This is a genomic window from Rhizobium sp. CSW-27 (genome assembly GCF_018760785.1).
Classification (GTDB): domain Bacteria; phylum Pseudomonadota; class Alphaproteobacteria; order Rhizobiales; family Rhizobiaceae; genus Neorhizobium.
Window position 1 is genome coordinate 100,633 of the sequence record NZ_JAHHZO010000015.1, and the last position, 12,501, is coordinate 113,133.

The 12,501-nt window shown below is 62.2% G+C and carries 10 protein-coding genes and 1 pseudogene; all 11 read left to right on the top strand.

What is annotated here, in order from left to right; genetic code table 11:
• Positions 1-7: 7 nt before the first annotated feature.
• Positions 8-2,164, top strand: a complete 2,157-nt coding sequence (locus KLP42_RS22360; protein ID WP_215569626.1) for a NosR/NirI family protein — start codon at positions 8-10, stop codon at positions 2,162-2,164.
• A gap of 35 nt (positions 2,165-2,199) precedes the next feature.
• On the top strand, positions 2,200-4,128 hold the full coding sequence (gene nosZ, locus KLP42_RS22365; RefSeq protein WP_120275934.1) for a TAT-dependent nitrous-oxide reductase: 1,929 nt from the start codon (positions 2,200-2,202) through the stop codon (positions 4,126-4,128).
• A 3-nt stretch (positions 4,129-4,131) separates the two neighbouring features.
• Positions 4,132-5,460: a nitrous oxide reductase family maturation protein NosD gene (locus KLP42_RS22370; protein WP_215569627.1), complete on the top strand. Its 1,329-nt coding sequence runs from the start codon at positions 4,132-4,134 to the stop codon at positions 5,458-5,460.
• A complete protein-coding gene (locus KLP42_RS22375) occupies positions 5,426-6,325 on the top strand; it encodes an ABC transporter ATP-binding protein (protein WP_215569629.1) in 900 nt (299 codons plus the stop codon). The genes KLP42_RS22370 and KLP42_RS22375 overlap by 35 nt, the downstream gene beginning before the upstream one ends.
• On the top strand, positions 6,322-7,143 hold the full coding sequence (locus KLP42_RS22380; RefSeq protein WP_215569631.1) for an ABC transporter permease: 822 nt from the start codon (positions 6,322-6,324) through the stop codon (positions 7,141-7,143). The genes KLP42_RS22375 and KLP42_RS22380 overlap by 4 nt, the downstream gene beginning before the upstream one ends.
• An 8-nt stretch (positions 7,144-7,151) precedes the next feature.
• Entirely contained in the window at positions 7,152-7,751 is a 600-nt protein-coding gene (locus KLP42_RS22385; protein ID WP_252193182.1) for a nitrous oxide reductase accessory protein NosL, read from the top strand.
• Positions 7,752-7,754: 3 nt separating this feature from the next.
• Positions 7,755-8,672 (top strand): FAD:protein FMN transferase, encoded by a 918-nt coding sequence (locus tag KLP42_RS22390; protein ID WP_215569647.1) that lies wholly within the window; start codon positions 7,755-7,757, stop codon positions 8,670-8,672.
• Between the two features lie 351 nt (positions 8,673-9,023).
• Positions 9,024-9,200: a hypothetical protein gene (locus KLP42_RS22395; protein ID WP_172977924.1), complete on the top strand. Its 177-nt coding sequence runs from the start codon at positions 9,024-9,026 to the stop codon at positions 9,198-9,200.
• Positions 9,201-9,385: 185 nt separating this feature from the next.
• Positions 9,386-10,420: a DUF3991 and toprim domain-containing protein gene (locus KLP42_RS22400; protein WP_215569648.1), complete on the top strand. Its 1,035-nt coding sequence runs from the start codon at positions 9,386-9,388 to the stop codon at positions 10,418-10,420.
• Positions 10,421-10,485: 65 nt separating this feature from the next.
• On the top strand, positions 10,486-11,091 hold the full coding sequence (locus KLP42_RS22405; protein WP_215569650.1) for a DUF1419 domain-containing protein: 606 nt from the start codon (positions 10,486-10,488) through the stop codon (positions 11,089-11,091).
• Between the two features lie 90 nt (positions 11,092-11,181).
• Positions 11,182-12,501, top strand: a pseudogene (locus KLP42_RS22410) (N-6 DNA methylase); the annotation flags it as partial.

Genomic DNA, 12,501 nt, shown 5'->3' on the forward strand with positions numbered 1-12,501 from the left:
ATCTGGGATGAAACTCTTCCGTCTGGTTCTTTTGCTCTGTGCCTCTCTCTGCCTGGCTTACTCGGCTAGCGCGGCGTCGGTGCTGCAAAAGTATCTGCCGGCGGCCAAGGTCTCCGATCTCGTGCTGGGGGCAGACGGCTTCGGTCCCATCCGCGCAGATCTGCCGGTCGCGCCCGTACTGAAGGGCGGCGAGACTGTGGGCTGGATCTTCCTCACCTCGGATTTCGTCGGCACGACCGGCTATTCCGGCAAACCCATCCACACCCTGGTGGCCGTTGGTCTCGACGCCAAGATTATCGGCGTACAGCTGGTGAAGCATTCCGAGCCGATCGTCCTGATCGGTATTCCCGAAGCCAAGGTCAAGGCGCTGGTGTCGGGCTATGCAGGACTGGACCTCGCCGCCGAGGCGAAATCCGGCGGTACGTCCCACGATGTGGATATGATCTCCGGTGCGACGGTCACCGTGATGGTGATCGACGATTCGATCGTGCGCTCCGGCCTGAAGGTGGCGCGGGCGCTCGGGCTTGGTGGCCTGACGCCGGAGAGCGACCAGGCCGGCCCACGCTTCACGGTCAATGTCGATGCGTCTGCGCCGGTCGATTGGACCGAGGCGGAGGGAGACGGGACGATCCGCCGGCTGTCGCTGGACGTGGCGCAGGTCAATGCCGCATTCGCCGAACATGCCGATGTGCGTGCCCGCGAGCGTGCCCTGACGGAGCCGCCTGAAACCACCTTCATCGACATGCATGCGGCGCTGGTCTCGGTGCCTGCCATCGGCAAGGCTCTCCTTGGCCCGGCCGAGGAGGCCAATCTAAAGAGCTGGTTGAAGGAGGGCGAAAGCGCCATCGCCATCGTTGGCAGGGGGCTCTACTCGTTCAAAGGCTCCGGCTATGTGCGCGGCGGCATCTTCGATCGCATCGTGCTGATCCAGGATGACGTTTCGGTGCGCTTTCGCGACCGCGATCATCGCCGCCTGGGCGGGATCGCACTGCCTGGAGCGCCCGAATTCTCTGAGATGGACCTCTTTCGCATTCCTGCGAATGTCGGCTTCGATCCGAGCAAGCCGTTTCGTATCCAGCTTCTGGCGCATCGCGAGGTCGGGCCGATCGAGAAGGTTTTTCATACCTTCGAGCTTGGCTATCAGCTGCCGCGGACGTATCTGAAGGCCGTCGTCGCCCCTCCCGTCGAGGTCAAGGCCGTTGCCGAGCAGGACGAGGGCTCCGCCCAGGCGGATCTTTGGAAGCGTATCTGGCGCGACAAGACGCTGGAGATCACGGTGCTCGGTGCCATGCTCTTCGTGCTGACGGCGGTCTTCTTCTTCCAGACCTATGCCGTCAGAAACGCCCGCGCCTTCTACATCTTCCGGATCCTGTTCCTGACGGTGACACTGGTTTTCCTCGGCTGGTATGCCAATGCCCAGCTCTCCGTGGTCAACCTGATGGCCCTGTTCGGTAGTCTCGTCACCGGTTTCAGTTGGCAGGCTTTCCTGCTCGATCCACTGACCTTCATCCTCTGGTTCTCGGTGGCGGCGGCACTTCTGTTCTGGGGGCGCGGCGCCTATTGCGGCTGGCTTTGTCCCTTCGGCGCGCTGCAGGAACTGACCAACCAGATCGCCCGCAAGCTGCATATCCCGCAATGGACCCTACCCTGGGGACTGCATGAGCGCCTGTGGCCGCTCAAGTACATGATCTTCCTCGGTCTGTTCGGCGTCTCGCTGATGAGTGTGGAGCAGGCCGAGCACCTGGCCGAGATCGAACCCTTCAAGACGGCGATCATCCTGAAGTTCATCCGTGCCTGGCCGTTCGTGGCCTATGCCGGCGCCCTTCTCGTTGCCGGCCTGTTCGTCGAGCGTTTCTACTGCCGCTATCTCTGCCCGCTGGGTGCCGCACTCGCGATCCCGGCCCGCATGCGCATGTTTGACTGGCTGAAGCGCTACCACGAATGCGGAAATCCCTGCCAGACCTGCTCCAACCAGTGTCCGGTGCAGGCCATCCACAAGACCGGCGAAATCAATCCGAACGAGTGCATCAACTGCCTCCACTGCCAGGTGCTCTACCAGTCCGAAACCGTCTGCCCCGTGGTGATCAAGAAGATGAAGTCGCGGGCTAAGCTAGCGGCAAGCCCGGGCGGGGCACCGATCAACCAATCCGCAGCCAAAGTCTAACTGAAGCCAAATCTAACCGAAGGAGGACATCGACGATGAAAACCAAAGAAACCAAGGGCCTGAGCCGGCGAGAGCTGTTCAGCGCCACGGCCGGCAGTGCCGTTTTGGCCGGAAGCATGGGAGCCGGCGCACTGGGCCTCGGAGCCGCCGTCATGGCGACACCGGCGCTCGCGGCCGCGGAAGGCGATGGCTCTGTCGCGCCCGGCAAACTCGATGACTATTACGGCTTCTGGTCCTCCGGCCAGACCGGTGAAATGCGCATTCTTGGCATTCCCTCGATGCGCGAGCTGATGCGCGTTCCGGTGTTCAACCGTTGCTCGGCCACCGGCTGGGGCCAGACCAACGAATCGATCCGCATCCATCAGCGGACGATGTCCGAGAAGACCAAGAAGCAGCTCGCCGCCAACGGCAAGAAGATCCATGACAATGGCGATCTTCACCACGTCCACATGTCCTTCACCGAGGGCAAATATGACGGCCGCTTCCTGTTCATGAACGACAAGGCCAACACCCGCGTCGCCCGCGTTCGCTGCGACGTCATGAAGACCGATGCCATTCTGGAAATCCCGAATGCCAAGGGCATCCATGGCATGCGTCCGCAGAAATGGCCGAAGACCAACTACGTCTTCTGCAACGGCGAAGACGAAGCGCCGCTCGTCAATGATGGCTCGACGATGACGGATGTCTCCACCTATGTGAACATCTTCACGGCCGTCGATGCCGAAAAGTGGGATGTCGCCTGGCAGGTCAAGGTGTCGGGCAATCTCGACAATTGCGACGCCGACTACGAAGGCAAATGGGCCTTCTCCACCAGCTACAACTCCGAAATGGGGATGACCCTCGAAGAGATGACCAAGTCTGAAATGGACCATGTCGTCATCTTCAACCTCGCCGAAATCGAAAAGGCGATCGCCGCCGGGCAATTCGAGGAGGTCAATGGCGTCAAGGTGCTCGACGGTCGCAAGGAAGCCAAGTCACTGTTCACCCGCTACATCCCGATCGCCAACAATCCGCATGGCTGCAACATGGCCCCGGACAAGAAGCACTTGTGCATTGGCGGCAAGCTTTCGCCGACCGTCACCGTGCTTGACGTGACCAAGTTCGATGCCCTGTTTTACGACAACGCCGAACCGCGCAGTGCTGTCGTTGCCGAACCGGAACTTGGCCTCGGCCCGTTGCACACCGCCTTCGACGGCCGCGGCAATGCCTATACCTCGCTCTTCCTCGACAGCCAGGTTGCCAAGTGGAACATCGAGGACGCCATCAAGGCCTATGCTGGCGAGAAGATCAATCCGATCAAGGACAAGATCGACGTCCAGTATCAGCCGGGCCACCTGAAGACGGTCATGGGCGAAACGCTGGATGCTTCGAGCGACTGGCTGGTCTGCCTGTGCAAGTTCTCCAAGGACCGTTTCCTCAATGTCGGCCCGCTGAAGCCGGAAAACGACCAGCTGATCGACATCTCCGGCGACAAGATGAAGCTCGTGCATGACGGCCCGAATTTTGCCGAGCCGCATGACGCGATCGCGGTTGCTCCGTCGATCCTGCCGAACATTCGCTCGACCTGGGATCGCAAGGATCCGCTCTGGGCAGAGACGCGTAAGCAGGCCGAAGCCGATGGCGTCAATATCGATGAATGGACGGATGCGGTGATCCGCGACGGCAACAAGGTCCGCGTCTATCTGACCTCCGTCGCTCCGGCTTTCAGCCAGGAGAGCTTCACGGTCAAGGAAGGCGACGAAGTCACCGTCATCGTCACCAATCTCGACGAGATCGACGATCTGACGCATGGCTTCACCATGGGCAATCATGGTGTGGCGATGGAGATCGGACCGCAGCAGACGAGTTCTGTCACCTTCGTCGCGGCCAATCCGGGCGTCTACTGGTATTATTGCCAGTGGTTCTGCCATGCCCTGCACATGGAAATGCGCGGACGCATGTTCGTCGAACGGAAGGGCGCTTGATCCATGTGGCTGCCCGTCCTCCTGTTCAGCCTTGTTCTCGCCTCGCCGCTGGCGGCGGCGGAGCACAGGGTCGCGCCGGGAACGGGCAGCCTTGCCGCCGCCATCGCCGAGGCAGCACCCGGCGATGTGCTGATGCTGACCGACGGGGCCTATCTGGGACCTGTCGTTGTCGATCGGGCGCTTGTCGTCACCGGCCCGCGCGGCGCTGTCGTCGATGGCCAGGGCTCCGGTAGCGTGATCACCATCACCGCCTCTGACGTCGCCCTCAAGGGCTTTACGGTCACCGGCTCCGGACGCATCAACCAGAACCTCGATGCTGGCGTGAAGATTGACAAGGGCGCAGATCGCTCCCAGGTCGAAGACCTGCTCGTGACTGGTAATCTGCATGGCATCGACGTGCATGGTGGCCGTGATGCGGTGGTGGCCCGCAACGAGATCATCGGCCTCGATAGCCCCCGCATGAACGAGCGCGGCAATGGCATCTATGTCTGGAACAGTCCCGGCACCTTGCTGGAGAACAATGTCATCCGCTTCGGCCGCGACGGTATCTTCTCCAATGCCAGCTCGAACAGCATCTATCGCGGCAATCTCATGCGCGACCTCAGGTTTGCCGTGCATTTCATGTATACGCGCAACACCGAGGTTTCCGACAATATCTCGATCGGCAACCATCTCGGCTTCGCCATCATGTTCTCGAACCAGGCGAGGATCCTGAACAATTTCAGCCTCGGCGACCGCGAGCACGGGCTGATGCTGAACTATGCCAACAATGCCGACGTCACCGGCAATCTGGTGCGCGGCGGCACGAAGAAGTGCTTCTTCATTTACAACGCCCACAAGAACCTGATCTGGGACAACCGTTTCGAGGGGTGCGATATCGGCATTCACTTCACCGCTGGCTCTGAGAAAAACGTGCTGACCGGCAATGCCTTCATCGCCAATCGCGAACAGGTTAAATATGTCGGCACCCGCAACATGGAGTGGAGCCATGAGGGCAGGGGCAATTTCTGGTCCGACCATCCGGCCTTCGATCTGAATGGCGACGGCGTTGCCGACAGCTTTTATCGTCCCAATGACGTGATGGACCAGATCCTCTGGTCCCAGCCCGCCGCAAGCCTGTTGATCGGCTCGCCAGCCGTCCAACTCGTCCGCTGGAGCCAGCGGGACTTCCCCGCCACGCTCCCGGGCGGCGTGCGCGACAGTGCGCCGTTGATGCGGCCCCTGACCATTGCCGTTCCGCCCGAAATCCTTGGTTACGAAACCCAGGCCGCCGGCCGCTGGGCCGAAGGACATTACGATGACACCGACGCTGACAATCTCTCGGCTCACTAAGCACTTCCACTCCGTCGAGGCGCTGAACCAGGTCTCGCTGTCCTTACAGCCGGGAAAGCGCGCCGCGTTGCTGGGGCATAACGGCGCCGGCAAGTCGACGATGATGAAGATCATTCTGGGGCTGATCCCGTTCGACAGCGGTGACGTCACGGTCTGCGGCGAGGCGCCGGGCTCGGCTGCCGCGCGCATGCAGGTGGCCTATCTGCCGGAAAATGTCGCCTTCCATCCGGCGCTGACCGGCGAGGAACAGATCCGCCATTATCTTTCGCTGCGCGGTGAAAATCCGCGCAACGCGCCGGAGCTTCTGGCCCGTGTCGGGCTCGCCCACGCGGCGCGACGTCGGATTGGAACCTATTCCAAGGGTATGCGCCAGCGGGTCGGCCTCGCCCAGACCTTGATCGGTCGCCCCCGTCTTCTGGTGCTCGACGAGCCGACGTCCGGCCTCGATCCGGTCTCCCGCCGGGATTTCTACGACCTGCTCGACGGTCTTTCGGCAGACGGCACCACGATCCTGTTGTCCTCGCATGTCCTGACCGAGGTCGAGGCGCGCACCGACAGCATCCTGATCCTGTCCGGCGGACAATTGGTAGCCGAGGGCACGCTTGCCGATCTGCGCGCTCGGGCCGCCCTGCCGATCATGCTCCTCGTTCGCCCGGCGGCAGCCCATGCGGCACCGCTCGCGGCCGCCTTTCCGGAGGCCGTTGTCGGCGCCGACGGGCTGCTGCGCATCTCCTGCGCGCAGGCGCAGAAGCTGCCGCTGCTCGCCCGGATCACGGCGCGTGGCGCAGACGTCGCCGACTTCGACGTGATCCCGCCGAGCCTCGAGGATATCTACAGCCATTTCAGCCGGAGGGACGGGCAATGAGCCGCATCCTCGCCACCGGGATCACCGAATTCCGCATTTCGTTTCGCAATCGTTGGGTGTTGATCGCCACCGGCATGATGGTGTTGTTCGCCCTGGTTCTGGCCGCCGCCGGTTCTGCGCCGACAGGCGATGTCGGCGTCGATCGGCTGTCGGTCACGGTCGCCTCGCTGACGTCGTTGGCCGTCTATCTCGTGCCGCTTCTCGCGCTGTTGATGAGTTTCGATGCCGTGGCGGGCGAGGTGGAGCGCGGTACGCTGCCTCTGCTTCTTACCTATCCGGTCTCCCGCCTGGAGATCCTGCTCGGAAAGCTTCTCGCGCATTTGGCAATCCTGGCACTCGCCGTCACGCTCGGTTACGGCGCAGCGCTGGTGGTGGCGATCTGGTCCGATCCGGGCGCGATCGAGGGTATCGGCTCGCTATGGCGGCTGATCTGGTCCTCGGTTCTCTTGGGCGCGACCTTTCTGGGCGCGGGCTATGCGCTGTCCGCGCTGGCGCGCCGTCCCTCCGGCGCCGCCGGTCTTGCAATCGCGCTCTGGCTGGTTGCGGTCGTGCTTTACGACCTGTCGCTTCTGGCGCTGATCGTGACGGATGGCGGCGGCGCCTTCACCACGCAGGCCCTGCCCATCGCTCTGCTGGCCAATCCCGCCGATGCCTTCCGTGTCTTCAATCTCTCGGCAGGCGAGGCAGTGGCCGCTGCCGGCGGTATAGGCGGCGCGGCCGGTGCGGTCCCGCTCTGGCAATCGGCTACCTCGCTGTTTGCCTGGCCCTTGCTCGCCATCGCGCTTGCACTTGCCGCGTTTCGAAAGGTCACGCCATGAGAGATCCATTGAAAGCGCCATTGAAAGCGCTACTTCGCCCGACCCTCTTCATCCTTGGGCTGACGCTGTTGGCCGGCTGCCAGCAAAAAACTGCGCAGGACACGACGCCGCAGGATATGACGGCCGAAACGCTCGGTCACTACTGCCAGATGAACCTGCTGGAACATCCCGGCCCCAAAGGCCAGGTGTTCCTCGAGGGCATGCCTGCGCCCCTGTTCTTCAGCCAGGTGCGCGACGTCATCGCCTATATGCGGGGACCAGAGCAGATGGCGCCGATCGTTGCCGTCTATGTCAACGACATGGGAGCTCCGGGCGCAACCTGGGATCATCCCGGTGACGGCAATTGGATCGCCGTCGACAAGGCCGTCTATGTTGTCGGCTCGACCCGGCAAGGCGGCATGGGCGCGCCGGAGACGGTGCCGTTTTCGAGCACGGAAAGGGCCCAATCCTTCGCCCGCGCCGAAGGCGGCCGGGTCTTGGCATTGGACGAAATCACCGACGACATGGTGCTGACCCCGGTCGAGACCGAGCCCAAGTCGGACGCAGGGAACGATGATGCCGATTTCCAGGAGCGCTTGCGTGCCCTGCCCAACAAAGCTGGAGGCTGACACATGCCGATAACACGCCGCCGACTGATCACGATTTCTGCCGCAGTTGCCTTGCTGCCAGCCGTCGCACGTGCCGCCCCACACGCATCGAGAATCTGGACGGGACAGGCGCTCGGTGCGCGTGCCTCGATCCGGATCGACCATCCGGACGGCGACGCGATCGCCGCGCGTGTGATGGCGGAAATCGATCGGCTGGAAGATGTTCTCAGTCTTTACCGCGCGGATAGCGCGCTGGCGCGGCTGAACCGGCAAGGCGATCTCGCCGAGCCGCCCTTCGAGCTCTTGGATTGCCTGTCGCTTGCCAGTGCGGTGAACCATGCCAGCGGCGGACGGTTCGATCCGACGGTGCAACCACTCTGGACGCTCTGGGCTGAAGCTGCCGTGCGTGGCGGGCGGCCGGACCCCGAGGCGATTGCGGCGGCGAAAGCCTTGGTCGGCTGGCAAAAGGTCGAGCTGGATGCGGCAAAAATCGCGCTGCGGCCGGGCATGGCGCTGACGCTGAACGGCATCGGCCAGGGCTATGTCGCCGACCGAGTGGCAGCGTTACTGGAGGCCGAGGGACTGACGGACATCCTCATCGATACAGGAGAATTTCGTGCTCTTGGCGGCAGTCCAGAGGGGGGCGAGTGGCCGGTCCGGCTCGAAGCTAGCGGGTCTGTCGGTTTGCGGCAACGTGCTCTCGCTACTTCGTCGCCACTTGGTACGACATTCGACGCTGCAGGGCGGCAAGGCCACATTCTTGATCCAGCGAGCGGAACACCAGCACCGGCTATATGGCGCGCTTTGTCGATCTCTGCGCCCACGGCGGTGGTCGCAGACGCGCTTTCGACGACAGCATGCCTTCTAAAGGATATTGACCAGGTGGAACTCCTTGTCGAATTGTTCCCAGGGGCTCGAGTGGAGGCCGCAGATCGATGGTGAAAACTGTTCCATAATTTACCCTATGCCACTTTGTCTAAGGCATTGAAATAAATTAATTATGTTTCTGTTTTGATGTAGGGTGCTATCATCTAGGTCATCCGCCGGACAGCAGCCAGCTGAACCTGCGGACCGAAAACCGTGCGCTGTAAGATTGCAGCACTGGAAGCACTCCAATCCCGCTTCTTGTGATGGCGTCCTGGACCAGGCCCGGATCTCCGTCGATCAACCCGTAAAGGGTCGGCTAGCAAGCTGCCGCCGCTTCGTCTGCGCCTTTGCGGTGATCGCGACCGTCCCTGTTCCTTCGAGGAGCCATCAGCGGGAATTGGCCCGCTTCCGATGGAGCACCTGAACATGGCACACGATCTTTCCCTCGCCCAGTCTCACGCCTTCCACCTCTGCAACAACCTGATGGTTCCGATCACCCTGTTCAAATCAGGCGACGAATTCGGCGTCCTTCCGTCCGACGAACTCGATGACGAAGACGATCTTGAGATCGTGCACGAGTATTTCCCCCGCGGGTCTCATTGAGACCCGCCTGTTCCTGCCGCTGGCGACCTGGCGGCCGCAAGGGAAGCTTCGCCGCAGCACGTTGCTGCAACTTTTGTCAGTTGCGTGCTGCGCCCTTGCCCCCTCCGCTCTTCGCGGTGGGTGGAAGGTGGCCCGCACATTGCGGGAAGGGAAAAAGGGACGGTCGCGCTGCGACCGAAGGGAAGATGAAGCGAGAAGAGTTGGAGGCGCTGCGCGCCAAGGTGAGTTGCGAAGCCGTGCTGGAACGAGCCGGTTACGAAATCGATCTAAAAGAGAGCACGCGACGCGCCGTCAAATACCGGCGTAGCGGCAGCATTGTCATTGTCACGCATGACGGGCGCGGCTGGTTCGATCCGCTCAGCGACGAGAAAGGCGATGTATTCGGCCTTGCAATGTCCCTGGAAGGAGTTCCATTCCTGTCCGCAACGGAAGCGGTCGCATCAATTGTCGGGTATCAACTCTCCCGGCCGGAATGGAGGTCTTCGCGGTCTTCCGTGCCAGTAAAAGACATTTGCGACCGTTGGCGCAGCCGGCGCTCGCCTTTTCCCGGATCGGGCGCGTGGCGCTATCTATCTTGGCAGCGCCTGATCCCGTCTGCCATAATCCGGCAGGCCATTCGAGAAGACATCCTGCGGGAAGGACCTTTCGGCAGCATGTGGGCGGCGCATGTCGATAGCCACGGCCGAGTGGTCGGTTGGGAAGAGCGAGGACCCAAATGGCGCGGGTTCTCGACCGGGGGATCCAAGCTTCTGTTCCGATTGGGTCGGAGTGACGCCAACCGCCTTTGCGTCACCGAGGCCGCGATCGACGCGATGAGCCTCGCAGCGCTCGAGGGTTCGCGCGAGAGAACGCTCTATCTCAGCACAGGCGGCGGGTGGTCACCGGCGACAGATGCGACGCTTGCCGAGCTTACTATGCGACCCGGACTGACATTGGTCGCTGCCACGGATGCCAATTCCCAAGGGGACATTTACGCAGAACGATTGCGTGCGGTCTCGGAAGCGTCCGGCTGTGACTGGCAGCGGCTCCGTCCGCCGGCAGAGGACTGGAACGAGGTTCTGAAAGCCAAGGATAAGGAGAGACGGGAAAGGAAAATGGAGAAGAAGAGGAGGCCTGCCGCATGCGCGCCGGCCGCATCAAGGGAGGCTTCGCCCGGCACGCCGGCCCTTGACCCAGCCGGACACGGACGCAGCAACGCGGGAGGGGTCATGAAGGACTGAAGAGGATGGTGAGGTCGAAACGACAGTGCTGCCTTCGGTCCCCAAACCCCGAAAGGATCAAGCTGATGAGTTCGATATCCCTCCCCCGCAAAGTGTTTCAAGGTGTTGCCAAACGCGCCGAGATGTTCCGGATGTTCGACCGGCACGCCAAGCGCCCAGATCGATTTGATGGTCATCAGTCGGCCACCTATGCTGGAGAATGGTTTGAGATCGACGAGACCTCATACACCTACATGCTCGACATCCTTCCACCCCTCTGGATGCGTGGACCGATCTTTGCGATGCGCGAGTTCATGACGGGTTCCGTGACCTCGGTGTTCTACGCGATTCGGATCGATGACGCCGTCCGCTATTTCCACACATACTGCGACCTCTCCGAACCAAACTCGGTCGAGGCGATGCGCACGGCGATCGTCGACCGCGAAACCCGACCGGTTCGGGCGATGAGCCGGGAGGAACGGCTCGAACATATCTGGAGCACCACCGCGGACGACTATCGCGGCTATGCAGGCTCCCGCTGGCCGAAGCCGGTGCAGGGCCATCGCACGGTCATGCTCTATGGCGGCAAGGACGGCACTTTCCTGAAGCTGCTCGATACGCTCAGCGACGACGAAATTGCCGCCAAGCTGCCGGTGCATCTGCGCCATCTCCCCACGGTCCTGGCGGCCTAAGCCAGATTCAAGCCCAACAATCCGAGCGCTGCAGCCGGTCGAATCCTCGACCCGACGATTTCGCACGCCCGCTTTCCAAAGGAGCTTTTCATGAGCAATGATCCCTTTACCTTCGACATGTTCAGCAGCTCTGCCCTGTCCTCCGGGCTTGGGCTTGGTGTGACCCCGTTTGGCGGCTTCTCTCCAGATGCTGCCAATGATGACGACCCGGATCCCATTCCGCCCGCACCACCCCCTGCCCTCCCCGTCGCTGCCACCCCCGTGCGGCGAGCAGGGTCTCGGGCAAACTTCTATCTTGACGGCGACCGCGCGTTGGGCGCCACCTGGAAGGATCGCGCCCGCGCCAATGTCGCGGCAATCCTCGTTGCCGATGGCATTGCCAAGCAGGACCGGCCGGCAACACTCACGGAGCAGGCGCAGCTGATCCGCTTCACCGGCTTCGGCGCCGGCGAGCTGGCCAATGGTATGTTCCGCCGGCCTGGCGACGTCGATTTCCGGGAGGGTTGGGGTGAGCTCGGCTCTTCGCTCGAAACCGCAGTATCCGACGCGGAGTATTCGTCGCTCGCGCGTTGCACCCAATATGCGTATTTCACGCCCGAGTTCATCATCCGGGCGATCTGGGCCGGGATCGCAAAACTCGGCTGGCGCGGCGGCCAGGTGCTGGAGCCCGGAATTGGGACTGGCCTGTTTCCGGCTCTGATGCCTGAGCCCTATCGCGATGCTGCCTATGCCACCGGTATCGAACTCGATCCGGTCACGGCCCGCATCGTCGGCCTGTTGCAGCCGAAGGCGCGGATCATCAATGGCGACTTCGCCCGCACCGATCTGGCGTCGATCTACGATCTTGCCATTGGCAATCCGCCTTTCTCTGAACGCACTGTCCGATCGGACCGAACCTATCGCTCGCTTGGCCTTCGTCTGCACGATTACTTCATCGCCCGGTCGATCGACCTTTTGAAGCCGGGCGCGCTGGCTGCTTTCGTGACATCGCACGGGACGATGGACAAAGCGGATCCGACAGCCCGAGAGCATATCGCAAAGTCGGCCGACCTGGTCGCCGCGATCCGCCTGCCCGAGGGCAGTTTTCGCCGCGATGCTGGCACGGATGTCGTCGTCGACATCCTCTTCTTCCGCAAGCGAAAGCTCGGTGAGCCTGAAGGCGATCAGCTGTGGCTCGATTTCGATGAGATCAGGCTGGCCACCGATGAAGAAGATGCGATCCGCGTCAATAGGTGGTTTGCCCGTCATCCCGACTTCGTACTCGGCACGCATGCCCTGACCTGCGGCCCGTTCGGCGAGACCTACACATGCCGGCCCCGCGACGGCGAGGATCTTGAAACGGCCCTCGCAGATGCCATCGAACTTCTGCCGGCCGATCTCTACGATGGCGAGCCGACACCGATCGATATT

Bases quoted from the DNA above. Each gene is read 5' to 3' on its own strand.
- KLP42_RS22360 (WP_215569626.1), top strand. From the start codon at position 8: ATGAAACTCTTCCGTCTGGTTCTTTTGCTCTGTGCCTCTCTCTGCCTG.
- nosZ (WP_120275934.1), top strand. From the start codon at position 2,200: ATGAAAACCAAAGAAACCAAGGGCCTGAGCCGGCGAGAGCTGTTCAGC.
- KLP42_RS22370 (WP_215569627.1), top strand. From the start codon at position 4,132: ATGTGGCTGCCCGTCCTCCTGTTCAGCCTTGTTCTCGCCTCGCCGCTG.
- KLP42_RS22375 (WP_215569629.1), top strand. From the start codon at position 5,426: ATGACACCGACGCTGACAATCTCTCGGCTCACTAAGCACTTCCACTCC.
- KLP42_RS22380 (WP_215569631.1), top strand. From the start codon at position 6,322: ATGAGCCGCATCCTCGCCACCGGGATCACCGAATTCCGCATTTCGTTT.
- KLP42_RS22390 (WP_215569647.1), top strand. From the start codon at position 7,755: ATGCCGATAACACGCCGCCGACTGATCACGATTTCTGCCGCAGTTGCC.
- KLP42_RS22395 (WP_172977924.1), top strand. From the start codon at position 9,024: ATGGCACACGATCTTTCCCTCGCCCAGTCTCACGCCTTCCACCTCTGC.
- KLP42_RS22400 (WP_215569648.1), top strand. From the start codon at position 9,386: ATGAAGCGAGAAGAGTTGGAGGCGCTGCGCGCCAAGGTGAGTTGCGAA.
- KLP42_RS22405 (WP_215569650.1), top strand. From the start codon at position 10,486: ATGAGTTCGATATCCCTCCCCCGCAAAGTGTTTCAAGGTGTTGCCAAA.